Here is a 26346-nt window from a genome sequence, read left to right as displayed (position 1 = left end):
GCCGCTTCGCGATCCCACGATACCCAATAGAGCTGTCGGCTAGATAGTCTTGGACAACCGCGAGCTTGAATTGCTCACTGTACTTGGTCATGAAAAACCCCCAAAAGTTGTGTCCAACTTTTGGGGGTCAGTTCACAAGTAGGCCCTTTTTTCAGGATGTCCGGTCAGGCTTACTCGCTGATCTGGCTCTGCAGGTAGTTCTGGATGCCGACCTTCACGATCAGGTCCAGCTGCGTCTCCAGCCACTCGATATGTTCCTCGGTATCCTCGAGGATCATCAGGAACAGGTCGCGCGTCACGTAGTCCGCCGCCGCTTCCGCCGCCGCGATACCTTCCTTGACCGTCACCTGGGCCGCGCGCTCGAGCTTGAGGTCGCATTCCAGCATCTCTTGCGTCGATTCACCGATGAGCAGCTTGTGCAGCGCCTGCAGGTTGGGCAGGCCGTCGAGCATCAGGATGCGGTCGATCAGCTTGTCGGCGTGCTTCATCTCGCCGATCGATTCGTCGTACTCTTTCTTGGCCAGCTTGCCGAAGCCCCAGTGCCGGTACATGCGTGCATGCAGGAAGTACTGGTTGATCGCGGTGAGTTCGTTGGTCAGCTGCGCGTTGAGCAGACGAAGAACGTTCTGGTCGCCTTTCATGTGGGATGCCCTTGATGTTTTTGAATGGGCTCCATGATAACAAACAAGCCGCCGGAATTTGGTCCAAAAGCGCGTAAAACACCGAAAAAAGCCTGCGAAATGCGCGGAAAATCGTAAAGATCGGCCGAAATGACAAGCGTTCTCAATCCGTTCTGAAAACGCTTCTCAGTTCTCCGCGCAGGCCGGGTAGAAGGGCAAAAAAAAGCCCCGCATTGCGGGGCAGCAGAGATGTTCGGCAAGACTTCAGGCGGCCTGCGGGACGCGGCGCACTTCGGTGATGACGGTCTTGCTCTCGATGTGTTCGTGGAGGACTTCACGTGCATAGCTGACGCACTTGCCGCACATGGTGCCGACGCCGAGTTCCTTATGCAGTTCGGCCACCGAGGTGATGCCGAGGTCGACCGCCTGGCGGATTTCACGGTCGGAGATGTTGTTGCAGACACAAACGATCATCGCTTCGGGTTCCTTGATAACTTGGCATTTAAATGAGAATCAATCTCATTCGTGTTGCTATTCTCCGTAAACTCGACCGCCTTTGCAACAGGAATTTCGCATTTGTGTGCGCTTTCTTCGCGCTGTGATCAAAGCGCAAATAGAAATAATTCGCATTTAGGTTTATGATGCTAAGTATCTGTCTCATCAGCGCTACACCTACTGGACGCGACCATGACCTTAGCTCCTTCCCTCACCACGCTCGACGCCTTGTTGCCCGGCCAGAGCGGCACCGTGATCCACCTGGCGCCGCCTGCGCAGCAGGGTGGCTTCGACGTCCAGCGCCGCCTGATGGAACTCGGTTTCGTGCCGGGCGAGCGCATCCGCGTGCTCAAGCGCGTGCTGGGCGGCCCCCTGGCCGTCAAGGTCGGCGAGTCGACCTTCGCACTGCGCCGCTTCGAAGCGGCCCTCGTGTCGATCAAGCCGGAATAAGCGGATGGGTGTCATGGAACAACAGGTGGCGTCGCGCACGCCCCTGGTCGCACTGCTCGGCAATCCCAACTGCGGCAAGACCGCGCTTTTCAATCGCCTGACCGGTTCGCGCCAGAAGGTCGCGAACTACGCCGGCGTGACCATCGAACGCAAGGAAGGCAGCTTCACTTCGCCCGGCGGCCGGGCATTCCGCGTGCTCGACCTGCCGGGCGCCTACAGCCTGAGCGCCCAGACGCCGGACGAAGCCATCACGCGCGACGTGGTGGCCGGCCTGCGTGCGGGCGAATCAGCGCCCGACGCCGTCCTGTGCGTGGTCAACGCCACCAATCTGCGCCTCAACCTGCGCATGGTGCTCGAACTCAAGCGCCTCGGCCTGCCGATGGTGCTCGTGCTGAACATGGTCGACGTCGCCAGGAAGCGCGGCATCGCGATCGATACCGCCATCCTCTCGCGCGAACTGGACATGCCGGTGGTGGAAACCGTCGCCATCCAGGCCGGCGGCGAGGGCGCCCTGCTGGCCGAACTCGACCGCATGAACTTCGGCGCGCCGGTAACACCGAATCCGCTGTCGGCGCTCGACGCGGTGCCGGTCGAGGAAACCCAGCGCGAAGTGCGCCGCATCCTCGGCCTCGCCGTTTCCGCCGGCGCCGACCGCGGCAACCTGACCGAGAAGATCGACAACGTGGTGCTGCACCCGGTGCTCGGCCCGGTCATCCTGGCCGCCCTGATGTTCCTGATCTTCCAGGCCGTGTTCAGCTGGGCGGGTACGCCGATGGACCTGATCGAGGCGGGCGTCGGCATGCTGGGTGAACAGGTCGGCCTCCTGCTCGGCGAAGGCGTGCTGCACAGCCTGATCGTGGACGGCATCATCGCCGGCGTCGGCAGCGTGCTGGTCTTCCTGCCGCAGATCCTGATCCTGTTCTTCTTCATCCTGCTGCTGGAAGACGTCGGCTACCTGCCGCGCGCCGCCTTCCTGCTGGACCGCATCATGGGCAGCGTCGGCCTGTCGGGCCGCGCCTTCCTGCCGCTGCTGTCCTCGTTCGCCTGCGCCATCCCCGGCATCATGGCCGCGCGCACCATCCAGAATCCGCGCGACCGCCTGGTGACCATCATGATCGCGCCGCTCATGACCTGCTCGGCGCGCCTGCCCGTGTACGCCCTGCTGATCGCCGCCTTCATCCCGGACCGCGAAGTGGCCGGCCTGATGAACCTGCAGGGCCTGGTGCTGTTCGTGCTGTACATGGCCGGCATCCTGAGCGCGATGGCGGTGGCCTGGTTCATGAAGCGCCGCAGCGACTACAAGCAGCATGCGCTTATGATGGAACTGCCAGCCTATCACTGGCCGCAGCCGGGCGCCCTGGCTTCCGGCCTGTGGGAACGCGCCAAGATCTTCCTGAAGCGGGTCGGCACCCTGATCCTGGCCATGATGGTCCTGCTGTGGGTGCTGTCGAGCTTTCCGGGCGCACCGGAAGGCGCGACCCATCCGCCGGTCTACTACAGCGTGGCCGGCATGATCGGCCGCGCCCTCGAAGTCATCCTGGCCCCGATCGGCTTCGGCTGGGAGATCGCGATCGCCCTGGTGCCCGGCATGGCCGCGCGCGAAGTCGCGGTCGGCGCCCTGGGCCAGGTGTATGCGCTGTCGGGCGGTGATGAAGTGGGCACCACCCTGGCGCCGCTGATTGCCCAGTCGTGGTCGCTGGCCACCGGCCTGTCGCTGCTCACCTGGTACGTCTACGCGCCGCACTGCCTGCCGACCCTGGCCACTGTGGCGCGCGAAACGGGCAGCCGCCGCTACGCCTGGATCATGGCCGGCTACATGTTCGGCCTGGCCTATGTGGCCGCCTTCATCGTCTACCGGCTGGCGCTGTATTTCACGGGAGCTTGACCCCATGTGGCAGGAGCTGGTGACAGCAATCATCGTCGCGCTGGCCGTGCTGTATATCGGCGCGAAGTACCTGCCCGAGAGCTGGCGCCGCGCGATCGTGCATCGCCTGTCGAAAGACGGCGGGCAGTCGGCTCCGGCGGCCTGGCTCGTGAAGTGGCTGGACACCTCGGCCAGCTGCGGCAGCGACAGCAGCGGCAGCAGTGGCTGCAGCAGCTGCAATACCTGCGGGCCGGCCAAGCCCGCGCCGCCGCCCGGCAAGGGCAACGGCAAGGTGATTCAGATCCACGAACGGCGCTAACTGCTTCTAGTCGCCCGCGACGGCGTGCCAGGCACCGCCGACGCCGTCGCCCGTCTTCTCACCCGCTTTCTTGTCCTTCACGAAGGTGTACAGGGGCCGCCCCTTGTACGCCAGCTGCTTGCGGCCGTCCGCGCGCGTGACGATGGAGTAGGGCTCGGGCGGCGCGCCGTCGGCCAGTACGGGCGGCCAGTTGCGGGCGCAGCTGCCGGTACAGCTGCTGGCGCCGCTATTGGGCGTGTCCTTGTCGTAGGTGTAGACCGTCATGCCGGCGGTATTGACCAGCACGCCGTCGACGGTGCGCAGCGGGGCGCTGTCGGCCAGGGCGGCGCCGGACAGCAACAGCGCGCCAAGGACGGTACCGAGGGATTTCAACATCATGGTCGCCTCCTGTCGGATAGAGCAGGGTAGACCGCGAAGTCAGCCATTCGTTCCCGCAAGCGCGTCCACAGCCGCGATCAGCCTCTTCGCATCATAGGGCGCATGCACCTTGATGTCGTTGTCGAAGTAGCAGTAGACATCGCGCGCTTTGGCCTTCGCCGCCGCCGCGGGCAAGACCAGGCGTGCACCCTCCGGTTGTCCGCCGTTGCGCCAGGCATGGATGCGCGCGGCCCAGGCGGCAATGGCATCGTCCTCGTAACCGCTCGCATACAGTTCCTTGTCGCCGTGCAGGCGAATGTAGACGAAGTCGGCGGTGACATCCTCGCACAGCGGCCAGCGCCCGGCCGTGTCGGCCACCACCAGGGCCACCTTATAGCGGCGCAGCATGGCGATGAAGGCCGGGTCCATGAAGCTCTCGTGGCGGATCTCGACCGCATGGCGCATCGGGCGCGTTGGTCCGGCCTCGAGCGAGACCCGGCCCTCCATGCGCGGCTGGTACTGGCGCGCGAGCTCGAGGGCGGCATCGGTATCCTGCGGCAGCAGCGACAGGAAGTGTTCGAAGCGTACGGGATCGAATTTCACCACCGGCGGGAACTGCCACAGGAAGGGACCGAGCTTGTCGCGCAGTTCGAACACGCCCGAAGCCAGCACGTTGGCCAGCGGCCCCTCGATGTCCTTCAGCTTGAGCATGTGGGTGAGGAAGCGGTTGCCCTTGACCGCGAACACGAAGCCGGGCGGCGTCGCGTCGCGCCAGGCGGCATAGCTCTCGGGCCGCTGCAGCGAATAGAAGGAACCGTTGATCTCGATGCTCGGCAGCTGGCCGGCCGCGTATTCGAGTTCGCGGTGCTGGGCCAGCCCTTTCGGATAGAACACGCCGCGCCACGGCACGTAGCGCCAGCCGGAAATGCCGATGTAAACCGATCCGCTCATGGCACAAGGATAGCGGCCGGGTCCGTTGGCAGGCGCACAACATGCTAAGCTGGCGGCCTGTCGAACTCTTGCACAAAGCCCATGATCGTCGTCCATCACCTGAACAATTCGCGCTCGCAGCGCATCCTGTGGCTGCTCGAGGAACTCGGGCTCGACTACGAGATCAAGAAATACCAGCGCGACCCCAAGACGATGTTGGCCCCGCCCGAACTGAAAGCCGTGCACCCGCTCGGCAAGTCGCCGGTGATCACGGACGACGGCTTGGTCGTGGCCGAATCCGGCGCCATCGTCGAATACCTCACCGGCCGCTATGGCAACGGGCGCCTGGTGCCGGCAGCCGGCACGCCGGAACGCCTGCGCTACACCTATTTCCTGCACTTCGCGGAAGGCTCGGCCATGTCGCCGCTGCTCATGAAGCTGGTGTTCGACAAGGTCGAGAACAGCCGCATGCCTTTCTTCGCCAAGCCGATCGCGCGCTCGATCGCGCGCAAGGTCAAGGACAGCTTCGTGCTGCCCAACATCCGCAGCCAGCTCGATTTCCTCGAAGCCGAGCTGGGCAAGTCCACCTGGTTCGCCGGCGAGGAATTCAGCGCCGCCGACATCCAGATGAGCTTTGCGCTGGAAGCGGCCGCCTCGCGCGGCGGCCTGGGCAGCCAGTATCCGAAGCTGAGCGCTTTCCTCCAGCGCATCCATGCGCGCCCGGCCTATGCGCGCGCGCTCGAACGGGGCGGCAAGTACGATTACGCATGACCGCGTGCGGCGCCCGGTTTATCATGGCGCCGCCACCATCCTTGACCCTGCACCACCATGAGTAAAGAGGGAAAGCTGCTCGCGATCGATGGCCTGAACATCGTGCGCCGCGTGTACGAAGCCAGCCCCGAGCCCGACTCCGACCTGAAGGCGAGCATCGCGCTGCGCCACGCCTTCTCGTCCTTCCGCAACGTGCTCGAAACGCATGCGCCGACCCACGTGCTGGCCGCCTTCGATTACGGCGGCCCGAACTGGCGCCACACGCTGTATCCGCGCTACCGCGAGGGCCGCGCTGCGATGCCGGCGCCGCTGCGCGAGGCGCTGCCGGAGTTTCACGAGCGCCTGCGCCAGGCCGGCCTGCAGGTGCTGGCCGTGCCCGACGTGGAGGCCGACGACGTGATCGCCACCGGCGTGATGCGCTGGCTGAACGAAGGGCGCGGCGAGGCCATCGTCGCCACCACCGACAAGGACCTGCACGTCCTGATCGCGCACGGCGCGCTGGTGTGGGACCACTTCAAGAACGAGTGGCATGACGATGCCTGGGTGCGCCAGCGTTTCGGGGTGGCGCCGGAACTGCTGCATGACCTGCTGGCGCTGATGGGCGACCAGACCGACGGCGTGCCGGGCGTCTCGAAGATCGGCATGAAGACCGCGGCGCGCCTGCTCAATGCCTACGGCAGCCTGGACGCCGTGGTGGCCGGCGCCGGCATCCTCAAGACGCCGCTGGGCGAAAGGCTGCGCGCCGAGCGTGAGATACTCGAGATCTCGCGCTGCCTGGTGGCGCTGAAACTCGACGTGCGCCTGGGCGTCACCTGGAACATGCTGGCCTATGAATCACATTGAAGGAAAGAGACGATGCTGAAGGCATTGATCGTGGACGGCAGTGCGATTTCGCGCGGCCTGCTCAACACCGTGCTGCTGGACGGCGGCTATGACGTCGTCGCGCAGACGCACACCGGCCACGCGGCGCTGGTGCAGGCGCTCAAGCACCGCCCGCAGATCGTCTGCATCGCACGCGAACAGGTCGAGGATGGCAGCCGCGTGGTCGAGGAATTGCGTGCCCAGCTGCCCAAGGCGATGGTCTTCATGGTGTCGGGCACGCTGGACGCCGGTGCCATCCAGGATGCCCTGGCGCGCGGCGTACATGGCTTCATCGTGAAACCCTTCAAGGCTGACGCCGTGCTCAAGACCATCCGCAATACCGTGATCGCAGTGGTGCGCAAGCAGCAGGCCGCGTCCGGCGACGCCGGCTGAGAGCAGCGCAGCCGGGGCAATCGCTCAGCCGCGCCTTTTCATTTCTTCCGACGCGATCTGCGCCAGCTCCTGCAGCGCGCGCAGCTCGCGCTCGCGCAGGCGGCGCGGCTCGCGATCCAGCACGCACAGGGTGCCAAAGCGGCGTCCTTGCGCATCTTCCAGCGGCACCCCGGCATAGAAGCGGACGTGCGGCGCCCCCGTCACCAGCGGGTTGGCGGCATAGCGCGGGTCGCTGGCCGCATCGCCCACCACGAAGGTCGCGCCGCTGGCCAGCGCCCCGTTGCAGAAGGCCCACTCGCGCGGCGTTTCCTGCAGCGTGGTCCCGACCCGCGCCTTGAACCATTGGCGCTGCCCGGCCAGTACCGTGACCAGCGCGATCGGGCACTCCGTGACGCAGGCCGCCAGCCGCACCAGGCGGTCGAAGACTTCCTCCGGCGGGGTATCGAGCAGCACGTGGCTGGACGGCGGCTGGAAGGCGGGCGCCGACGCGCCGGAAGCGGGCAGGGTGGGCGCCGGCGGCGCAGCCCCCCTTTGTTGCTGGGCCTGCAGCTGCTCCACTGCGCTCAGGCGCACGCGCCGGTGTCCCCCGGGCGTCTTCCAGGCCGGCAGGGCCCCGCTTTCCATCCATATCTGCGCAGTGCTGACGGCCACCCCCAGCAGCTCGGCTGCTTCGCGGGTCGTCAGGACCGGATCGTCCTTGCTCATGTCTTCGTCATTGGTAGTCAGTGTTGTCATTCTACCCGAAGCTCGACAATATTTGATGAAAATGCGCATCAAATAGCGAAAACAATTGACGCAATGCATCATTCTGCCCAAGAATAGGTCTATAATCGTCATTTACAATAAATACGTGCGCCTGATGGGTGTGCGACTGACAAGGCCGCCCCATGAACGCACCGTATGACCTGCCCCACCACGAAACCGTCCGGCTAGAGGCCTTGCGCCAGCTGAACCTGCTCGATACCGCGCCGAGCGAAGCCTTCGACCGCATCACGCGCATGGCCGCCCAGCTGTTCCAGCTGCCGATTGCCGCCGTCTCGCTGACCGATACCGACCGCCAGTGGTTCAAGTCGAAGGTGGGCGTCGAGCACAACGCCATCCCGCGCATGAAGGCGCCCTGCGCCGCGGTGGCGGACAGCGGGCGGATGCTGGAAGTGCCCGACCTGCTCGAGAGCGAGTGCTTCCGCGACAGCCCGCTGGCCGCCGGCGGGATCCGCTTCTACCTCGGCGCACCGCTGGTGACCAAGGCCGGCCACTGCCTGGGGGCGATGTGCGTGCTGGGCACCGAGCCGCGCGCCGTTACCGAGGCCGAGCGCACCACGCTCGCCGACCTGGCGGCCATGGTGATGGCGCAGATCGAACTGCAGCATGCACTGGGCCGGATCGACCCGGTCAGCGGCCTGCCCAACCGCAACCAGTTCGTCAGCGACGTGCGCGACCTGTCCCTGGCCGCGGCCGAAGGCGAACCCCAGCTGGCCGCGCTGGTCAGCCTGGCCACGCCCGAAGAACTGAGCGATGCGATGCGCGTGATGGGCAGCACCTGGCTCGACGAGATCGTGAGCGGCGCCGTGCCGGCCCTGCGCCGCCTGGTTGGCGGCGGCAAGGTCTACCACGTCGGCCCCACCCAGTTCGCTTTCCTGGCGCCGCTCGGCATGTCGCTGGTGCGCTTCAGCAGCCTGTTGATGGCCTGGGTGGCCGAGCGCACGCCGATGGGCCAGACCGGCTTCCTCACCACCTCCACCGTCGGCCTGGTGCGCTTTGCCGTCGGCCAGGACGCGCCGCTCGACGTGCTGCGCAACCTGCACAGCGCCGCCCACGATGCGCGCGATGCGGAATCCGGCCTGCGCGTGTACTCGCCCGAGCAGGACGCCGCCTACCGCCACCGCTTCTGGCTGATCAGCGAACTCGGTCGCGCGCTGGCGCAGCCGGACGAGCTGCACCTGGTCTTCCAGCCCAAGGTCAGCCTGCGCGACGGCCGCTGCCTCGGTGCGGAAGCCCTGCTGCGCTGGACCCACCCGGAGGCGGGGCCGATCGGGCCGGGCGAATTCATGCCGATCGCTGAGACCACCTCGCTGGCGCGCGCCACCACCGAATGGGTGCTGGAAGCGGCCATGCGCCAGCTGGCGGCATGGCGTAATGAAGGCGTGGCGCTGCAGGTCGCGGTCAACGTGTCCGCGGTGAACCTCGAAGAACCGGATTTCAGCGACCGCGTGCTCGACGGCCTGGCGCGCCACGGCCTGGACCCGGCCAGCCTGGCGCTGGAAATGACGGAGAGCGCGCTGATGCGCAAACCGAAAGCGGCGCACGACACCATGGCGCGCCTGGCCGAAGGCGGCGTGAAGATCGCGATCGACGATTTCGGCACCGGCTACAGCAGCCTGGCCTACCTGCAGGACATGCCGGCCGACGTGGTCAAGATCGACCAGTCCTTCGTGCGCGGCATGGGAAAGGACGAGCGCACGCGCGCCCTGGTGACGACCATGATCAAGCTGTCGCACGACCTCGGCCACCGGGTGGTGGCGGAAGGCGTGGAAACGGCGGAAGTGGCGGCGCTGCTGCGCGAGGCGGGCTGCGACGAGGCGCAGGGTTACTTCTACGGGCGCCCGATGGCGCCGACGGCGCTGGCTGCGTGGTTGGCGGCGCGGTAGGGTGGGCGGCTTCGCCGCCCACGCGGTGATCGCTGGTGGTCGAAACTCGAAACGACCATCTCGCTGTTGGCTGACCGCGTGGGCGGGAATTTAGTCCACTGGACTAAATTCCCCCGCCCACCCTACGATATCAGGCAGCGTTCGAATCGATGATGCCGCCACCCAGGCACACATCGCCGTCGTACAGCACGGCCGACTGCCCCGGCGTGACTGCCCACTGCGCTTCCTCGAAGGACAGGGCGAAACGTTCGCCCCCGGCCGCACCCACCGTGCAGGCCACGTCGGCCTGGCGATAACGGGTCTTGGCCGACAGCCGGCTGCCCGTGGCCGGTGCTTCGCCCGCGATCCAGCTGGCCTGGCCGGCTTCCAACTGCGGCGACAGCAGCCACGGATGGTCGTGGCCCTGCACGATGTAGAGCGTGTTGCTGGCGACGTCCTTGCGCGCCACGAACCACGGCTCGCTGGTGCCGTCCGCGTTCTTGCGCGACTTCAGCCCGCCGATCCCGATGCCCTTGCGCTGGCCCAGCGTATAGAAGGACAGGCCGATGTGCTCGCCCACGGTTTCGCCGGTGTCGAGTTTCATCGGGCCCGGCTTGTGCGACAGGTAGCGGTTCAGGAACTCGCGGAAGGGGCGTTCGCCGATGAAGCAGATGCCGGTCGAGTCCTTCTTCTGGGCATTGGGCAGCTTCAATCGTTCGGCGATCTTGCGCACCTCGGTCTTCGGGATTTCGCCCAGCGGGAACAGCGACTTCGAGAGCTGGGCCTGGTTCAGGCGGTGCAGGAAGTAACTCTGGTCCTTGGTGTGGTCGAATGCCTTGAGCAGCTCGAAACGGCCGTTGTTCTCGCGCACGCGCGCATAGTGGCCGGTCGCGATCAGGTCGGCGCCCAGCTTCATCGCATGGTCGAGGAAGGCCTTGAACTTGATCTCGGCATTGCACAGCACGTCCGGATTCGGCGTGCGGCCGGCCTGGTACTCGCGCAGGAATTCCGCGAACACGCGGTCCTTGTATTCGGCAGCGAAGTTGACGGCCTCGATGTCCACGCCGACCACGTCGGCCACGCTGGCCGCGTCGATCCAGTCCTGGCGGGTCGAGCAGTATTCCGAGTCGTCGTCGTCTTCCCAGTTCTTCATGAACAGGCCGATGACTTCGTAACCCTGTTCCTTCAGCATCCACGCCGCGACCGAGGAGTCGACACCGCCCGACATCCCGATCACGACTTTTTTCTTGCTCATTTCAGTTTCCGTATTCTTTAAATCCCGCCCTCGAAGACCGATGGGTGAGTGTATAGCAGGTGCAGCGGCGTGCGATGGCCGGCCAGGTAGTCGTCCACGCACTGCAGCACGATCGGGCTGCGGTGGCGGTCGGCGGTGGCAGCGATCTCGTCGCGCGTCATCCACAAGGTGCGCAGGATGCCCTCGTCGAGCGGCTGGTCCAGCTCGCGGCCGGCGTGGCCGCAGAAGGTGAAGCGCAGGTAGGTGACATCGGTGCCGCGCGATTTCGAATGGTAGCGCGACATGTACATCCCCACCAGCGCGGTCGGGATGAATTCGTGGGCGGTCTCTTCGAGCGCTTCGCGCACCACCGCCTGTTCGAGCGACTCGTGCGGATCGAGGTGCCCGGCCGGCTGGTTCAGCTTCACGCCTTCGCTCGTCTCTTCCTCGATCAGCAGGAAACGTCCATCGCGCTCGATGATCGCGGCAACGGTAACGGATGGTTTGAAGATATCGGTCATGCGCGTCCTTGAAAATGAGCCGACATTCTACCTTGACAGCGGGCACCTCTGCTCATCCATGCCCACTACGGTGCGCTTGCCTGTCGTTAAATGGCCTTGATTCTTTGCAAACAAGCGCTTCGTGCGACTGGCTCCGCTTTCCCGTTTTCGCGACAATGGAATATTGATTTTTTAGTATTTGTTGTTTAGCAATGCTGTCATTACATGGTAGATTGTGGACAGATGTGTCCACTGAACGGAGGGAACATGAGAATTGGCATACCGGCCGAGACCAGGCCGGGCGAGACCCGCGTTGCTGCAACTCCCGAAACCGTCAAGAAGCTGGCCGCGCGCCACCAGGTCCAGGTGGAGGCCGGGGCCGGCGTCAGGGCATCGATCCCCGATGCCGCGTTCGAAGCGGCCGGCGCCGCCATCGTCGATGGCGCGAGCGCACTGGGCGCCGACATGGTGCTCAAGGTACGCAGCCCCGATGGCGCCGAGCGCTCCCGCATGCGCCCCGGCAGCGTCCTGGTCGGCATGCTCAATCCCTTCGACAGCGAGAACCTGGCCGCGCTGGCCGCCGCCGGCATCACCGCATTTGCCCTGGAGGCCGCGCCGCGCATCACGCGCGCGCAGTCGATGGACGTGCTGTCGAGCCAGGCCAACATCGCCGGCTACAAGGCGGTCATGCTGGCCGCGAACACCTACGGCCGCTTCATGCCGATGCTGATGACGGCGGCCGGCACGGTCAAGGCCGCGCGCGTGCTGATCATGGGCGTCGGCGTGGCTGGCCTGCAGGCCATTGCCACCGCCAAGCGCCTGGGCGCCGTGATCGAAGCCTCGGACGTGCGCCCGCCGGTGAAGGAACAGGTCGAGTCGCTCGGCGCCAAGTTCATCGACGTGCCCTACGAGACCGACGAGGAGCGCGAGATCGCCAAGGGCGTGGGCGGATACGCGCGTCCGATGCCGGCGGCGTGGATGCAGCGCCAGGCGGCGCTGGTGCACGAACGCGCCAGACAGGCCGACATCATCATCACCACCGCCCTGATCCCGGGGCGCCAGGCGCCCGTGCTGATCCGCGAAGAGACGGTCAAGGCGATGAAACCAGGCTCGGTGATCGTCGACATGGCGGTCGAACAGGGCGGCAACTGCCCGCTGACGGAGCTGGGGCAAACGGTCATCAAGCACGGGGTGCACATCATCGGCGAACCGAACCTGGCGGCGCTGGTGCCGGCCGACGCCTCGGCGCTCTACGCGCGCAACGTGCTGGACTTCCTGAAGCTCGTGATCGACAAGGAAGACCGGTTCGTGATCGACCGCGAGGACGAGATCGTGCGCGCCACGCTGGTCTGTGCGGACGGTGCTGTCTTGCGTAACTGAGTGCGGACATAAGAACAAAGACGAGGAGCGAAGCATGGACATCAGCCACACCATCATCAACCTGATCATCTTCGTGCTGGCGATCTACGTCGGCTACCACGTGGTCTGGAACGTCACCCCCGCGCTGCACACGCCGCTGATGGCGGTGACCAACGCGATCTCGGCCATCATCATCGTCGGCGCCATGCTGGCCGCCGGCCTCACCGAAGGCCTGGCGGGGCAGGTGGCCGGCACCCTGGCGGTCGCGCTGGCCGCCGTGAACGTCTTCGGCGGCTTCATGGTCACGCGCCGCATGCTCGAGATGTTCAGGAAGAAGGAACCGAAGCGCGCCGCCGAAGCGGCCGCCGCGACGGCCAGCGCGGAGGAACGCGCATGAACTTCATCAGCATGAATGTCGTGACGCTGTTCTACCTGGTGGCGTCGGTCTGCTTCATCCAGGCCCTGAAAGGCCTGTCCTCCCCCTCGACGGCGCGCATCGGCAACACCTTCGGCATGGCCGGCATGGCGATCGCGGTGCTCACCACCATCGCCCTGATGTTCAAGCTGCAGGCGGAACTGAAGGTCAGCGGAGAAGCGGGTAGCGGCATGGGTTTCACGTTGGTCCTGCTGGGCGTGGTGGTGGGCGGCGCGATCGGTGCGGTGGCCGCGAAAAAGGTCGAGATGACCAAGATGCCCGAGCTGGTGGCGGCGATGCACTCGCTGATCGGCCTGGCGGCAGTGTGCATCGCGATTGCCGCCGTGTCCGAGCCCTGGGCCTTCAACATCGCCACCCGCGACACCCCGCTCCCCTTCGGCAACCGGCTCGAGCTCTTCATCGGCACCTTTGTCGGCGCCGTGACCTTCTCGGGCTCGGTGATTGCCTTCGGCAAGCTGTCGGGCAAGTACAAGTTCCGCCTGTTCCAGGGCGCGCCGGTGCGCTTCGCCGGGCAGCACATCCTGAACCTGGTGCTGGCGCTCGCGATCATCGCGCTGGGACTGGTGTTCTGCTTCGCCGACGGCGTCGCGCCTGCTTGGACGCCGTTCATCATCATGGCCGCGCTGTCCTTCCTGCTGGGCGTCCTGATCATCATCCCGATCGGCGGCGCCGACATGCCGGTGGTGGTGTCGATGCTGAACTCGTACTCGGGCTGGGCGGCGGCGGGCATCGGCTTCTCGCTGAACAACTCGATGCTGATCATCGCCGGCTCGCTGGTAGGATCGAGCGGCGCAATCCTCTCGTACATCATGTGCAAGGCGATGAACCGCTCCTTCTTCAACGTGATCCTGGGCGGCTTCGGCGGCGAAGCGTCCGTGGATACGGGCGAGGCCAAGGAGCAGCGCCCGGTGAAGTCCGGCTCGGCCGACGACGCCGCCTTCATCCTGCAGAATGCCGAATCCGTGATCATCGTTCCCGGCTACGGCCTGGCGGTGGCGCGCGCCCAGCACTCGGTGAAGGAACTGGTCGACAAGCTGATCGAGCACGGCGTGCAGGTGCGCTACGCGATCCACCCGGTGGCGGGCCGCATGCCGGGTCACATGAACGTGCTGCTGGCCGAGGCCGAAGTGCCCTACGACCAGGTGGTTGAAATGGAAGACATCAACAGCGAGTTCGGCCAGACCGACGTGGTGCTGGTGCTGGGCGCGAACGACGTGGTCAACCCGGCCGCCAAGGATCCGAAATCGCCGATCGCCGGGATGCCGATCCTCGAGGCCTACAAGGCCAAGAGCATCATCGTCAACAAGCGCTCGATGGCTTCCGGCTATGCCGGCCTGGACAACGAACTGTTCTACCAGCCGAACACGATGATGGTGTTCGGCGACGCGAAGAAGGTGATCGAGGCCATGGTCAAGGCCGTCGAATAATCACCCGGAGAATGCGGGTCAGGGTAGGATTGTTTGCCGTGATTCTGCGATCAGTCGCGTCTGCAGGAAACGAGGCGCCTCCTCAACTGATCCCGGGTCGTTGGCCAACGTCGACCCTGACCCCATTTATTTGAAGATGAAGAAATCAGGTTCAATGTGTTTGGCAGGCTGGTGGCGGTCCAGGGGCAGCCGGGGACCTGGCAGGCCTTTTATCCGGGCAATGACGGCACGCGCCGGCCAGCCGATTTCATCATTCCGCCAGGCGTGGGCGAAGACGACCTGGCCGAATACCTGGCCGACCTGTTCCACGAAGACGCCACGCCCAGGCGCAACACTGTCGAGCGACTGCCCCGCTAGCGCTCAGCGGCGGCCGAACATCATCAGGTCGGCCAGCAACAGGCGGGCGGGCTTGACGAGGTCCAGCGCCGCCAGCGACAGCCCCAGCAGGGGTTGCAGCGGGCCGCCGCCGGTGAAGGCGCGCGCCATGGTGTCGGTGAGGGAGATGGTGAGGCGACGGTCCTGCGCGCGTTCGGACATGAAGGCGTCGACCGCGTCTGGCGTGGCGCCCCTGGCCAGCTGGCGCGCCAGCACGGCGGCGTCGCGCAGGCCCAGGTTCAGGCCCTGGCCGGCGACCGGATGCAGGGTTTGCGCGGCGTTGCCGATGGCGACCGTACGGCCGGTGGCGCGCGCTTCCGCGTTCAGGCCGAGCGGGAAGGCCACGCGCGGCGAAGCAGCAGTGAACTTGCCAAGGCGGGCGCCGAAAGCCTCGCCCAGGCGGGCCAGGAAGGCGTCGTCGTCGAGCAGCTGGATGTCGGTAGCGCGTTCGGGCCGCATGCACCACACCAGCGCGTACTGATGGCCGTCGCCGCCGTCCTGCGGCAGCAGCGCCAGCGGGCCTTCGTCGGTAAAGCGCTCGAAGGCGCGGTGGGCCACTGGCTCGCTCACGCTCACGCGCGCGATCAGGGCGGTCTGGCCGTAATCACGCTGCTGGGCGCAACTGTCCTGTTGGCCGAACACGCCGCCTTCGGCCTGCACGGCCACCTGCGCGGAAACGCGGCGGCCGTCGTCCAGCACCAGGTGGACGCGGTCGGCCTGTTCGTCGAAGGCGTCGACACGGGCCGGACGCAGCGTCTGCACGCCGGCCTGGTCGCAGGCGCGCGCCAGCGCGTCGACCACGTCGCCGTAGCGCGCCACATAGCCCAGCGCCGGCAGCCTGTGCTCGGCGCGGTCCATCAGGCTGCGGCCCAGCTGGCCGCGGCGCGAGACGTGGATCTCGTGGATCGGCGTGGCCGGCAGCGGCCAGGCCCGCACTTCTTCGAGCAGCTGCACGCTGCCCCAGGACAGCGCGATCGAGCGCGGATCCGTGATCGCCTGGCCCAGCGACTTGGCGTCGATCAGGGCGACGCGTTTGCCATCCGCGCCGCGCCGCACCAGTTGCGCCGCCAGCGCCAGGCCCACCGGGCCGGCGCCGCAGATCGCCACATCGATATCCAGGACCTCGTCCGCCATCAGTGCTTCTCCATCAGCTGTTCGATCTCGGCCACGCCCTTCGGCGCGTCGCCGGACAGCACGCGGCAGCCGTCCGCGGTAACGATGACGTCGTCCTCGATGCGGATGCCGATATTCCAATACTCTTCCGGCACGCCTTCGGCCGGACGCACGTAGATGCCCGGCTCCACCGTCAGCGCCATCCCCGCCAGCAGGGGGCGCGAAGGCCGATCAGGCTGCGTCATGTCGCGGTAGGGCCCGACGTCGTGCACGTCCATGCCGAGCCAGTGGCCGGTGCCGTGCATGTAGAACTGCAAATGCGCCTTGTCGGCGATGGCGTCCTCGGGCGAGCCGTATTTGTTCCTGTCGATCAGCCCGAGGTCGAGCATGCCCGCCGCCAGCACCCGCACCGCGGCTTCGTGCATGCCGCTGTAGGGGGGGCCCGGGACGATGGCGGCAAACGCCGCCTCCTGCGCCTGCAGCACCAGCTCGTACAAGGTTTTCTGGGGCGCGCTGAAGCGGCCGTTCACCGGCCAGGTACGCGTGATGTCCGAGGCGTAGCCGTCAAGTTCGCAGCCGGCGTCGACCAGCACCAGCTCGCCCTCGCGGCATTGGCTGTTGTTCTGGTTGTAGTGCAGGACACAGGCATTGCTGCCTGCCGCGACGATCGGGGTGTAGGCCGGGAACTGGGCGCCGTTGCGGCGGAATTCGTGCAGCAGCTCGGCCTCGATCTCGTACTCGAACACGCCGGGCCGGGTGAAGCGCATCGCGCGTGCATGGGCGCCAGCGGCGATGCTGGCGGCACGTCCCATCAGGCTTTGCTCGCCGGCGTCCTTCAGCAGCCGCATTTCGTCGAGGATGCCAGGCAGGTGGTGGGCGGAGGCAGGCGCCGCGACGCCGCTGCGGCCCTGGGCGCGTACCGCCTTGAGCCAGCCGCTCACTTGCGCGTCGAGTGCCGCGCTGTGGCCGAGCGCGTAGTACAGCGCAGGGACGTTGGCCAGGATCTTCGCCATCTGCGCATCGAGTTCGCCGATCGGCCAGGCCTCGTCGAAGCCGAAGGCGATGCGCGCCGCTTCCGGGCCGTAGCGGTAGCCGTCCCAGATCTCGCGCTCGGGGTTTTTCTCGCGGCAGAACAGGATCGATCGGGCCGGCTGTTCGCCAAGGGGCGCGACCAGCACCAGCACGCTCTCCGGCTCGGCAAAGCCGCTCAGATAGTAGAAATAGCTGTCGTGGCGGTAGGGGTAGTCGCTGTCGCCGTTGCGCAGGGTTTCCGGGGCGGTGGCCAGCACCGCGACCGCGCCCGGCTCCATGCGCGCGGCCAGGCGCGCACGGCGTTCGATACAGGCGCTGACGGCGGGGGCGACGACGGTCATGAGCCCGTCTTGGCCGCCCCCAGCGGCGCGTTCAGTTCTTCCAGCTGGCGCGCGGTGCCGACGTTGACCCACAGGCCGTCGTACAGCTCGCCGCCCACGCGGCCTTCTTCGATGAACTTGCGCATCAGGGGGCCGAACTTGACGAATTCACCCGCCTTGATCCCGTCGAACATCTCGGGACGGTAGACGCCGATGCCCGCGAAGTTCCACTTGGTCGGCCCGTCGTTCCTCAGCGTGTACATGTCGAGGGCGAAGTCGCCGTCAGGGTTGTGCCAGGGATTGGGCGTGAGCCACAGCCAGGCGATGTCGCGCTTGTCCGGCGGGTAGGGAATGCCCAGCATGTCCTTGTCCTTGAGGACGTCGACCACCTGCGAGAAATCGAAGTAGGGCGCGTAGATGTCGCCCGACACGGCCAGGAAAGGCTCGTCGCCCAGCAGGTGCAGGGCGTTGGCGATGCCGCCCGCGGTCTCCAGCGGGGTCGGCTCGTGCGAATAGACGATGCGGGCGCCGTACTTGCTGCCGTCGCCCAGCTCTTCCTCGATCATGTGGCCGAGGTGCGAGTGGTTGATGACGATCTCGGTGATACCTGCACGCACGAGGTTGAGCACGTGGTAGGTGATCATCGGCCGTCCGCGCACCTTGAGCAGCGGCTTGGGGCAGGCGTCCGTGAGCGGGCGCATGCGCTCGCCGCGGCCGGCGGCGAAAATCATGGCTTTCATGAGAAGGGAATCGTCCTCAGAAGGTGTAGCCGACCGACGGCGCCTTGTCCTCGAGCGCGTCGAGCAGGCGGATCAGCGGTTTCAGTTCGGTGTAGCGGTTGGCGGTGCGGCGCACGTAGTCCATCACCGTCGGCAGGTCGCCCATGTAGATCGGCTTGCTATCGCGGTAGTTCAGGCGGCAGAAGATACCGAGGATCTTCAGGTGGCGCTGCAGGCCCATGAATTCGAAGTCGCGGTAGAAGGCGTCGATGTCCGGGTTCACCGGCAGGCCGACCTGCTTGGCGCTCTGCCAGTAGCGCACCACCCAGTCCAGCACGATCTCTTCGTCCCACTGGATGTAGGCGTCGCGCAGCAGCGAAGCGAGGTCGTAGGTGACCGGGCCGTAGACGGCGTCCTGGAAATCGAGCACGCCCGGGTTGCCCTGTTCGAGCCACATCAGGTTACGCGAATGGAAATCGCGGTGCATGGTGACCTGCTGCTGGGCCAGCACGTTGGCGGTGATCGCCTCGAACACCTTGTCCAGCTGCGCCTGCTGCTTCTCATCCAGGGTCACGCCCAGGTGGCGGTTGATGTACCACTCCGGGAACAGGTTCATCTCGCGCAGCACGAAGGCGCGGTCGAATTCCGGCAGCTTGCCCGGCTGGCTGGCCAGCTGGAACTTGAGCAGGGTATCGACCGCATCCGAATACATGAAGGCGGCATTGTCCGAGTCCAGGCGCTGCAGGTAGGTGGTCGTGCCGAGGTCGGACAGCAGCAGGTAGCCGCTGTCGACCTTGCGCGCGACGATCGCCGGCACCGTGACGCCGGCGTCCATCAGCAGGCCCTGCACGTGGATGAAGGCCGGCACGTTCTCGCGCTCGGGCGGGGCGTCCATCGCCACCAGGGTCGCGCCCAGTTTCTCCTGCATCTCAGGAACAACGTCGTAACGGAAATAGCGGCGGAAGCTGGCGTCCGAGGATGCCGGACGGCCGCTTTCCACGTCCACCAGGCCGGTCGAGACTAGCCATTCGGTCAAGCCTTTCAGGCGTGCGTCCTTGTCCGCGGAAGTGGATGAATTTTGATACAAAGAAGACATGAAACGGCCTGATGAATCCGGTTGGTTGAGTAAGTTCCCATATAATAAGGGATTCATTCCAAAAATACCGCCCTTTATGGCGTACCTAGATTCTCCATGAGCTGGTTTTCGGCCCACCCATTTCCCCCGCGGCAGGCGCGCGCACTGTATGTATTGGCGAGCGCTGCCATTGCCACATCGGCGCCGCTGTACGCACAGACTGTGCCGCCCGCGCCACACCCGAATGAGCAGGACCTGCCGATCACGATTCGCGCCGAGGATATCAGCGGCCGTCCCGACCGCCAGCTGAACCTCGAGCGCAATGTCGAACTGACACGTGGCCAGACCCGCCTGAGCTCCGATACCGCCTGCTACATGGTCGTCGAAGACCAGGTCACGGCCGTCGGCAACGTCAACATGTGGCGCTTCGGCGACCGCTACAAGGGCGACGAGCTGCAGCTGAACCTGGAGACCGGCAAGGGCTATGTGCTGCGTCCGGAATACCGGCTGCAGCTGAATAACGCGCAGGGCAATGCCTCGCGCATCGACTTCCTCGGCGAGGACGTGGCGCTGGTGCGCGACGGCACCTACAGCACCTGCGACGGCCCGGACCCGGACTGGTACCTCAAGTCCAGCACGCTGCGCCTGGACAGCGGCCGCGACGTCGGCCTGGCCGGCAAGACCGTCATCTACTTCAAGGACGTGCCGATCCTCGGCACCCCGGCCCTGTCGTTCTCGCTGTCGGGCGCGCGCCGCTCCGGCTGGCTGGCGCCCACCATGGGCTTCGGCGCCAAGGGCAAGGCCGAGGTGATGGTGCCGTATTACTTCAACATCGCTCCCAACCGCGACCTGACGGTGTTCCCGCGCCTGATGCTCGACCGCGGCCTGCAGCTGGGCGCCACCGGGCGCTACCTCGGCGTGACCGAGCGCGGCGCCTACAACGGCGAGACCCACATCGAAGGCCTGCGCCACGACCGTGAGACCGGCGAAGACCGCTGGCGCGTCGACTCGGTCCATACCCAGTCGCTGGCGCCGAACTGGTCCTACGGCTGGAACCTGCACGCGGCCTCGGACGACGAATACCCGAGCGATTTCTCGCGCACGGTGGCGGTCAGCGCCGAGCGCCAGCTGCTGCGCGAAGTGCGCACCGACGTCGTCGGCCAATACTGGAGCCTGTCCGCACGCGCCCAGAACTACCAGGTGCTGCAGGACCCGGCCGCGACGCCGACCAACGGCCTGACGGTGCCGCGGCCCTACGACCGCCTGCCCCAGATTAATTTCCACGCCGGCCGCTTCGACGTCAAGGGCTTCGACTGGGCCTTCGATGCCGAGGCCGTGAGCTTCTGGCACCCCGAGTGGGTGCGCGGCAACCGCGCCGTCGCCGTGGCCCAGGTCAGCTATCCGATCGTGCGCCCGGGCTGGTTCGTGACGCCGAAAGTCATCAGCCACCACACCAGGTACGACCTGGACCGCACCATGGGCCGCAACACATACGCCGGCCCGACCAATCTCTCGCGCAGCCTGAACACCTTCTCGCTCGATAGCGGCATGATCTTCGAGCGCGATGCGTCGCTGTTCGGGCGCGCCGTGACGCAGACGCTGGAGCCGCGCCTGTTCTACGTCAAGACGCCGTACAAGGACCAGAGCCAGTTCCCGATCTTCGACACCGGCCGCGCCGGCTTCAACTACGCCCAGCTGTTCAGCGAAAACCGCTACGTCGGCGCCGACCGCGTGTCGGACGCCAACCAGCTGACCGCCGCCGTGGTGTCGCGCTTCATCCAGCCGGACGGCGCCGAGCGCCTGCGCATGGCCTTCGGCCAGCGCATCTACTTCGACGAGCCGCGCGTGCGCCTGCCGGGCGAGCCGGTGCACCAGAGCCGTTCCGACGTGCTGCTGGCGGCATCCGGTCGCATTTCCGAGACCTGGAGCTTCGATAGCGGCGTACAATACGACGCGACCGGCAGCAACCTGTACAGCTCGAACCTGAGCATGCAGTGGCAGCCGGCCCGGATGAAGGTCGTCAATGCCGAGTACCGTTATCAGCGCGACAGCTTCCGCAACGTCGACCTGTCGGCGCAGTGGCCGCTGTCGGCGCGCTGGTACGGCGTCGGACGCGTGAGCTATGCGCTGCGCTCCTACGGCGTGGGCGGTGCGACGCCGGTGGGGAAGGGCAAGCTGCTCGAGAGCCTCATCGGGCTCGAGTACAAGGCCGATTGCTGGGTGTTCCGCTTCGGCGCCCAGCGTTTCGTGACCGCGGCCCAGACCACCTCGACGCCGATCTTCTTCCAGCTCGAGCTCAACGGCCTGTCGCGCCTGGGCCTGGGCAGCAACCCGCTCGAGGCGTTCAGCAAAGGCGTCCCGGGCTACACGCAGCTGAACACCAATGTGGGGCGTCCCTGATATTTTAAGGACGCCTTAACGGCCGGGATGTACACTGCTCGGCTGGCAATTGAATAATTATTCACCCTGAATGAGTGCTTTCCAGATGACGCGTTCCACCGGTTTTCACCAACTGAAGCTCGCTACCGCCCTGCTGTGCGCGCTGACCGCGGGCCAGGTCCTGGCCCAAACGGCACCAGCTGCCGGCCAGGCTGCGGCCACCAAGCCGGGCAGCGGCTTCCTGCCGCCCGCATCGGCCAACGCCAAGGTGATCGATTCGATCCACGTGGTGGTCAATGACGAAGTGATCACGAAGAACGAAGTCCGCAACCGCGTCGCCCAGACCGTGCAGAACCTGAAGGCGCGCAATGTGCAGCTGCCGGACGGGGCCACCCTGGAGCGCCAGGTGGTCGAGGCGATGATCGTCGAACGCGCCCAGATCCAGCTGGCCAAGGAAATGGGCGTGCGCGTCGACGACCGCCAGCTCGACGCCACCATCGGCCGCATCGCCGAGAACCAGAAGCTGTCGGTGCAGGAACTGCGCAACCAGATGGAAAAAGAGGGCATGGCCTACAGCCAGTTCCGCGACGACATCCGCAACGAGATCATGATGCAGCGCCTGCGCGAGCACGAGGTCGACTCCAAGATCCAGGTCTCGGAAGCCGAGATCGACACCTACCTGACCGCATCCAAGGCGGCTGCGGCGGACAAGGTCGAGATGAACCTGGCGCAGATCCTGGTCGCGGTGCCCGAGAACGCCTCGCCCGAGCAGATCGCGGCACGCCGCGCGCGCGCCGACGAGGTGGCGCGCCAGCTGCGTACCGGCGCCGACTTCGCCAAGATGGCCGCGACCTATTCCGATGCCCCGGACGCCCTGAAGGGCGGCGACATCGGCTGGCGCGACCCGGACCGCCTGCCGCCGGTCTTCGCGACCGAGCTGCGCAAGCTCAAGCCCGGCCAGGTGACGGGGATCATCAAGACCAACGTCGGCTTCCACATCCTCAAGATGGCGGACCAGCGCAGCCTGGCCGACGCCGCTGCGGCCGATAAGGAAGTGGTGCAGCAGACCCGTGTCAGCCACATCCTCATGAAGCCGAATCCGACCATGAACGCGGCCGAGGTCAAGAAGAAGCTGCTCGAACTGCGCCAGAAAGTCCTGGACAAGAGCGCCACCTTCGAAGACCTGGCGCGCCAGAACAGCCAGGAACCGGGCAGCGCGGCCAAGGGCGGCGACCTGGGCTGGCTGGAACCGGGCGACGCCGGTCCGGAATTCGACCAGGCCCTGGCCAGCCTGAAGCCGGGCGAGATCTCGGACGTCATCGAGTCGCCGTTCGGCTTCCACATCCTGCGCGTCGTCGAGCGCAAGTCGGAAGACCAGAGCGCCCAGAAGGAACGCAACACGGCGCGCCAGGTCCTGCGTGAGCGCAAGCTGCAGGAAGCGATGGAAGACTGGATGCGCCAGGTGCGCGACCGCGCCTACGTCGAGTTCCGCGAGGAGCAGTAATCCGATGGCCATGCCGCAGGGACGCCGTCCGACGCTCGCCGTCACGGTCGGCGAGCCGGCCGGCATCGGCCCCGAAATCTCGATCCGCGCAGCCTGGGCGCTGCGCGAGTCCGCCAACTGCGTGCTGGTCGGCGACGCCGCCTTCCTGGCGCTCACCGCCAGCCTGATCGATCCTTCCATCCGCCTGTCCGCGCTGTCGATCCAGGCCCTGCGCAACGGCGGCCTGCCGCACTTCGGCAAGGACAGGCTGGCCGTGATCGACGTGCCGCTCGCGGCCCACGTGGTCCCGGGCACGCTCGACGCCGCCAACGGACGCGCGGTGCTGGACACCCTCGACCTCGCGATCGAAGGCGCGCAAGCGGGCTGGTTCGACGGCATCGTCACTGCGCCGCTCCAGAAAAGCACGATCAACGACGCCGGCGTGGCCTTTTCGGGCCATACCGAATACCTGGCCGAGAAGACCAATACGCCGAAAGTCGTGATGATGCTGGCCGGGCAGCCGGGCGGCGGTCAACCCTACCTGCGCGTGGCCCTGGCCACCACCCACCTGCCGCTGAAGGACGTCCCTGGCGCGCTCACGCCCGACAACCTGGCGCAGGTGATCGACATCATCGACGCCGACCTGAAGAACAAGTTCGGCATCGCCGCGCCGCGCATCCTGGTCACCGGCCTGAACCCGCACGCGGGCGAGAACGGCTACCTGGGGCGCGAAGAGATCGAGGTGATCACGCCGGTGCTGGAAGCGGCCCGGGCGCGCGGCATCGACGCCCGCGGTCCCTATCCGGCCGACACCCTGTTCCAGCCCAAGTACCTGAAAGACGCCGACTGCGTGCTGGCGATGTACCACGACCAGGGCCTGCCGACCCTCAAGCACGCCACCTTCGGGCGCGGCATCAACGTCACGCTTGGCCTGCCCATCGTGCGCACCTCGGTCGACCACGGCACCGCGCTCGACCTCGCCGCGCGCGGGCTGGGTGTGGCCGACTGCGGCAGCATGGAAGAGGCGATCCGCGCCGCCATGCAGATGTCCGCGTCGCGCAGCAAGTAAATCAACAAGAAAGCATTCATGAAACACGTCGCACGCAAGCGCTTCGGCCAGAACTTCCTGACCGATAAACTCGTCCTGGACAACATCATCGACGCCATCGGGCCGCGCCGCGGCGAAACGATGGTCGAGATCGGCCCGGGCCTGGCCGCCATGACCGCGCTGCTGCTCAAGTCGCTCGACCACATGCACGTGGTGGAACTGGACCGCGACCTGGTGGCGCGCCTGGAAAAGGCCTACCCGCGCGAAAAGCTCACCGTGCACTCGGGCGACGCCCTGAAGTTCGACTTCGGCGCGATCCCGGTGCCCGAAGGGCAGCGGTTGCGCGTGGTCGGCAACCTGCCGTACAACATCTCGAGCCCGCTGCTGTTCCACCTGGCCGAATTCGCACCCCTGGTCGAGGACCAGCACTTCATGCTGCAGAAGGAAGTAGTCGAGCGCATGGTGGCCGAGCCGGGCACCAAGGCCTATAGCCGCCTGTCGGTGATGCTGCAGTGGCGCTACGACATGGACCTGCTGTTCATCGTTCCCCCGACCGCCTTCGACCCGCCGCCCCAGGTCGATTCGGCCATCGTGCGCATGATCCCCAAGCGCCAGATGCTGGAAGTCGACGGCGACAAGCTGGAGAAGGTGGTCGCCAAGGCCTTCTCCCAGCGCCGCAAGGTGATCCGCAACTGCGTGGCGGGGATGTTCACCGAAGCCCAGCTGGTCGAGGCGGGGATCGATCCGGGCGCGCGTCCGGAGGCGGTGGGGCTGGAGCAGTATGTGGCGCTGGCCAATTTGCTGTGATTGGCGCCGACGTCGCACCGTCGAACAAGCGCTTTCTTATTCAACGTCGTTCCGGCGAAGGCCGGAACCCAAGTTCGTTGAGTCGCCGATAGTGCTGACTTCGAACGAGAAATTGGATCCCGGCCTGCGCCGGGATGACGGTCTTCCGGCCGGTGGGCATAACGGCCGACCGGTTCAGTAGCTCCCCACGTCCCACCTCTACATTGCGCCGCACAACAACCGCGCATCACGTATTTTTCGCCCTTCAGCCGCCGTTTTCCGCAGTCCGTCGCACCCCGCTGGAGCCCAGAAGGCCCCTTCGATAAAGTGCTTTCATCGACAGCCAACAACGGCCAAGTCCTCACCAACACCACGCTGAAGGAGCACAAAATGAACGTCCTCAAGAACATGGAAGCCATCTTCGTCGCAGCCCTGGTCCTGGCTGGCGTCAGCACCTACGCAGAGGCTGCTACCAGCCGCGCTACCGAGACCTACAACGCCCAGGTGTCGGTCGGCGCCTCGCAGGTCGCCGTCGTGAAGGTGTCGGCCAAGCGCCCGGCCTGATGCTGCAGAGCGCGGGCAAAAAAAAAGCCCGCGGTTGAGGCGGGCTTAAATCCAATTCTTTTCTGAGGAGAGTTGGAGGAGACAGGAGTTAGTATGCTGCGTTACAGCATATAAGTCCAATTTTCCTTTCAAATACTCGACATAAGTTTGTCGAATATCTCTCCTCCTCAGGCGCCGGTCTGGACGCAGGTAACGTTCACGTTGGTAACCGCAGCGTCGCCCATGGTGCCGGTCGGATTGGCAACCGTGCAGCGGGCGCCCTTCGGCTGGGTGATCACAGCCACGCTGTAGGTCTGGCCGAACGGGATGGCGGCCAGCTCGTAGGGGAAAGCGGTGCCGGTGGTGTTGGTGTCGGCGGCCGCGATCGTCAGGGTGCCGGTGGTGCTGCCGTTGGCGAGTACCAGGCCAGTGTTGTCCTTGGTCAGGCCGGTGATGGTGCCGCCGACCGCATAGGGAATGACCGCGCAACGGAAGCGGGCGTTGATCGTCGCCAGGCGCCCTGCCGTGTCGGCATTGCCCGCCAGGATTTCGCAGCTCTGGTGATCGGGACGGGTCTTGACCGTCACATTGTAGGTGTCGCCGTATTCGAGCTTCCTCGAGAACGCAAAGGTCACGTCGTCGCCCGCCTTGGCCGGGGGCGCCACGGTGATGTCCTCGCCGTTGTTGGTCAGCACCAGGCCGGAATATTGCAGGCCCTGGACGGTGCCGGCCACCGTGTAGGATTCGTCATCGCTGCCGCCGCCGCAGGAGGCGAGGCCGAGTGCCATTGCCAGCATGGCTGCCGGACGGATCAGGGAAAACTTCATGAA

27 protein-coding genes and 1 pseudogene are annotated in these 26346 nt (G+C 66.0%); 16 read left to right on the top strand and 12 right to left on the bottom strand.

Translation table 11 applies throughout. The features are described 5' to 3' along the window. Positions 1 to 170 precede the first annotated feature (170 nt). Together bfr and LK539_RS16200 are read right to left on the bottom strand one after the other, a co-directional pair. Complete coding sequence (bfr, locus tag LK539_RS16205; RefSeq protein ID WP_027866505.1) at positions 171 to 641, bottom strand: bacterioferritin; 471 nt, start codon at positions 639 to 641, stop codon at positions 171 to 173. A gap of 243 nt (positions 642 to 884) precedes the next feature. Next, complete coding sequence (locus tag LK539_RS16200; RefSeq protein ID WP_227802083.1) at positions 885 to 1094, bottom strand: bacterioferritin-associated ferredoxin; 210 nt, start codon at positions 1092 to 1094, stop codon at positions 885 to 887. 213 nt (positions 1095 to 1307) lie between these two features. On the opposite strand from LK539_RS16200, the gene LK539_RS16195 reads away from it, so the two are divergent. Genes LK539_RS16195 through LK539_RS16185 form a run of 3 tightly spaced genes read left to right on the top strand, consistent with a single transcriptional unit; the run spans position 1308 to position 3748 of the window. Then, positions 1308 to 1565, top strand: coding sequence for a FeoA family protein (locus LK539_RS16195; protein ID WP_227802082.1), 258 nt, complete (start codon positions 1308 to 1310; stop codon positions 1563 to 1565). 4 nt (positions 1566 to 1569) lie between these two features. After that, the gene (locus LK539_RS16190; RefSeq protein WP_227802081.1) at positions 1570 to 3450 is read left to right on the top strand and encodes a ferrous iron transporter B; all 1881 of its coding nucleotides are present in this window, start codon (positions 1570 to 1572) and stop codon (positions 3448 to 3450) included. Continuing rightward, positions 3398 to 3748: a DUF6587 family protein gene (locus tag LK539_RS16185; protein WP_307729112.1), complete on the top strand. Its 351-nt coding sequence runs from the start codon at positions 3398 to 3400 to the stop codon at positions 3746 to 3748. The genes LK539_RS16190 and LK539_RS16185 overlap by 53 nt, the downstream gene beginning before the upstream one ends. Before the next feature lie 6 nt (positions 3749 to 3754). Here the strand turns inward: LK539_RS16185 and LK539_RS16180 are convergent, their stop codons facing one another. Further along, entirely contained in the window at positions 3755 to 4126 is a 372-nt protein-coding gene (locus tag LK539_RS16180; protein WP_227802079.1) for a hypothetical protein, read from the bottom strand. Between the two features lie 39 nt (positions 4127 to 4165). Then, positions 4166 to 5056, bottom strand: coding sequence for a DUF72 domain-containing protein (locus LK539_RS16175; protein WP_227802078.1), 891 nt, complete (start codon positions 5054 to 5056; stop codon positions 4166 to 4168). 81 nt (positions 5057 to 5137) lie between these two features. Here LK539_RS16175 and LK539_RS16170 point away from each other — a divergent pair, with 81 nt between their 5' ends. From LK539_RS16170 to LK539_RS16160, 3 genes are read left to right on the top strand one after another with little or no spacing between them, the layout of a single operon-like run. After that, positions 5138 to 5806 carry a glutathione S-transferase family protein gene (locus tag LK539_RS16170; RefSeq protein ID WP_227802077.1) on the top strand — a complete coding sequence of 223 codons (669 nt, stop codon included), beginning with the start codon at positions 5138 to 5140 and terminating at the stop codon, positions 5804 to 5806. A gap of 57 nt (positions 5807 to 5863) precedes the next feature. Then, a complete protein-coding gene (locus tag LK539_RS16165; RefSeq protein ID WP_227802076.1) occupies positions 5864 to 6649 on the top strand; it encodes a 5'-3' exonuclease H3TH domain-containing protein in 786 nt (261 codons plus the stop codon). Positions 6650 to 6661: 12 nt separating this feature from the next. Then, complete coding sequence (locus LK539_RS16160) at positions 6662 to 7060, top strand: ANTAR domain-containing response regulator (RefSeq protein ID WP_227802075.1); 399 nt, start codon at positions 6662 to 6664, stop codon at positions 7058 to 7060. Between the two features lie 24 nt (positions 7061 to 7084). Here LK539_RS16160 and LK539_RS16155 read toward each other — a convergent pair whose 3' ends face one another. Then, positions 7085 to 7795, bottom strand: coding sequence for a GAF domain-containing protein (locus LK539_RS16155; RefSeq protein ID WP_227802074.1), 711 nt, complete (start codon positions 7793 to 7795; stop codon positions 7085 to 7087). 152 nt (positions 7796 to 7947) lie between these two features. On the opposite strand from LK539_RS16155, the gene LK539_RS16150 reads away from it, so the two are divergent. Further along, on the top strand, positions 7948 to 9708 hold the full coding sequence (locus LK539_RS16150) for a bifunctional diguanylate cyclase/phosphodiesterase (RefSeq protein WP_227802073.1): 1761 nt from the start codon (positions 7948 to 7950) through the stop codon (positions 9706 to 9708). Positions 9709 to 9838: 130 nt separating this feature from the next. Here the strand turns inward: LK539_RS16150 and mnmA are convergent, their stop codons facing one another. Together mnmA and LK539_RS16140 are read right to left on the bottom strand one after the other, a co-directional pair. Further along, positions 9839 to 11107, bottom strand: coding sequence for a tRNA 2-thiouridine(34) synthase MnmA (gene mnmA, locus LK539_RS16145; protein ID WP_373889550.1), 1269 nt, complete (start codon positions 11105 to 11107; stop codon positions 9839 to 9841). A 14-nt stretch (positions 11108 to 11121) separates the two neighbouring features. After that, positions 11122 to 11442 (bottom strand): annotated as a pseudogene (locus LK539_RS16140) (NUDIX domain-containing protein); the annotation flags it as partial. A 246-nt stretch (positions 11443 to 11688) separates the two neighbouring features. Between LK539_RS16140 and LK539_RS16135 the strand changes: the two are divergent. The 4 genes from LK539_RS16135 to LK539_RS16120 all read left to right on the top strand — a co-directional run bounded on the left by LK539_RS16135 (position 11689) and on the right by LK539_RS16120 (position 15000). After that, positions 11689 to 12801 carry a Re/Si-specific NAD(P)(+) transhydrogenase subunit alpha gene (locus tag LK539_RS16135; protein ID WP_227802070.1) on the top strand — a complete coding sequence of 371 codons (1113 nt, stop codon included), beginning with the start codon at positions 11689 to 11691 and terminating at the stop codon, positions 12799 to 12801. A gap of 34 nt (positions 12802 to 12835) precedes the next feature. After that, positions 12836 to 13177: an NAD(P) transhydrogenase subunit alpha gene (locus LK539_RS16130; RefSeq protein WP_227802069.1), complete on the top strand. Its 342-nt coding sequence runs from the start codon at positions 12836 to 12838 to the stop codon at positions 13175 to 13177. Continuing rightward, positions 13174 to 14643, top strand: coding sequence for an NAD(P)(+) transhydrogenase (Re/Si-specific) subunit beta (locus LK539_RS16125; protein WP_227802068.1), 1470 nt, complete (start codon positions 13174 to 13176; stop codon positions 14641 to 14643). The genes LK539_RS16130 and LK539_RS16125 overlap by 4 nt, the downstream gene beginning before the upstream one ends. A gap of 156 nt (positions 14644 to 14799) precedes the next feature. Then, the gene (locus LK539_RS16120; RefSeq protein WP_227802067.1) at positions 14800 to 15000 is read left to right on the top strand and encodes a hypothetical protein; all 201 of its coding nucleotides are present in this window, start codon (positions 14800 to 14802) and stop codon (positions 14998 to 15000) included. A 3-nt stretch (positions 15001 to 15003) separates the two neighbouring features. On the opposite strand, the gene LK539_RS16115 is transcribed toward LK539_RS16120, so the two are convergent. From LK539_RS16115 to LK539_RS16100, 4 genes are read right to left on the bottom strand one after another with little or no spacing between them, the layout of a single operon-like run. Continuing rightward, entirely contained in the window at positions 15004 to 16152 is a 1149-nt protein-coding gene (locus LK539_RS16115) for a UbiH/UbiF/VisC/COQ6 family ubiquinone biosynthesis hydroxylase (protein WP_227802066.1), read from the bottom strand. After that, complete coding sequence (locus LK539_RS16110; RefSeq protein WP_227802065.1) at positions 16152 to 17504, bottom strand: aminopeptidase P N-terminal domain-containing protein; 1353 nt, start codon at positions 17502 to 17504, stop codon at positions 16152 to 16154. Before LK539_RS16110 ends, LK539_RS16115 begins: the two co-directional genes overlap by 1 nt. Then, positions 17501 to 18223, bottom strand: coding sequence for an N-acetylmuramate alpha-1-phosphate uridylyltransferase MurU (gene murU / locus LK539_RS16105; RefSeq protein WP_227802064.1), 723 nt, complete (start codon positions 18221 to 18223; stop codon positions 17501 to 17503). Before murU ends, LK539_RS16110 begins: the two co-directional genes overlap by 4 nt. Before the next feature lie 16 nt (positions 18224 to 18239). After that, positions 18240 to 19298: an aminoglycoside phosphotransferase family protein gene (locus LK539_RS16100; RefSeq protein WP_227802063.1), complete on the bottom strand. Its 1059-nt coding sequence runs from the start codon at positions 19296 to 19298 to the stop codon at positions 18240 to 18242. Positions 19299 to 19394: 96 nt separating this feature from the next. On the opposite strand from LK539_RS16100, the gene LK539_RS16095 reads away from it, so the two are divergent. From LK539_RS16095 to LK539_RS16075, 5 genes are all read left to right on the top strand, one after another. Continuing rightward, a complete protein-coding gene (locus LK539_RS16095) occupies positions 19395 to 21677 on the top strand; it encodes an LPS-assembly protein LptD (protein ID WP_227802062.1) in 2283 nt (760 codons plus the stop codon). A gap of 85 nt (positions 21678 to 21762) precedes the next feature. Continuing rightward, positions 21763 to 23160: a peptidylprolyl isomerase gene (locus LK539_RS16090; RefSeq protein WP_227802061.1), complete on the top strand. Its 1398-nt coding sequence runs from the start codon at positions 21763 to 21765 to the stop codon at positions 23158 to 23160. A gap of 10 nt (positions 23161 to 23170) precedes the next feature. Further along, on the top strand, positions 23171 to 24208 hold the full coding sequence (pdxA, locus tag LK539_RS16085) for a 4-hydroxythreonine-4-phosphate dehydrogenase PdxA (protein WP_227802101.1): 1038 nt from the start codon (positions 23171 to 23173) through the stop codon (positions 24206 to 24208). Positions 24209 to 24226: 18 nt separating this feature from the next. Beyond that, positions 24227 to 24994, top strand: a complete 768-nt coding sequence (gene rsmA / locus LK539_RS16080; protein ID WP_227802060.1) for a 16S rRNA (adenine(1518)-N(6)/adenine(1519)-N(6))-dimethyltransferase RsmA — start codon at positions 24227 to 24229, stop codon at positions 24992 to 24994. Between the two features lie 369 nt (positions 24995 to 25363). After that, the gene (locus LK539_RS16075; RefSeq protein ID WP_227802059.1) at positions 25364 to 25537 is read left to right on the top strand and encodes a hypothetical protein; all 174 of its coding nucleotides are present in this window, start codon (positions 25364 to 25366) and stop codon (positions 25535 to 25537) included. Between the two features lie 167 nt (positions 25538 to 25704). Here the strand turns inward: LK539_RS16075 and LK539_RS16070 are convergent, their stop codons facing one another. Then, on the bottom strand, positions 25705 to 26343 hold the full coding sequence (locus LK539_RS16070; RefSeq protein ID WP_227802058.1) for a hypothetical protein: 639 nt from the start codon (positions 26341 to 26343) through the stop codon (positions 25705 to 25707). Between the last annotated feature and the right edge of the window lie 3 nt (positions 26344 to 26346).

Source organism: Massilia sp. IC2-476, from assembly GCF_020707295.1.
GTDB lineage: Bacteria > Pseudomonadota > Gammaproteobacteria > Burkholderiales > Burkholderiaceae_D > Telluria.
The sequence above is the reverse complement of the archived record's forward strand: the minus strand, read 5'-3'. Positions and strand labels throughout refer to the sequence as shown.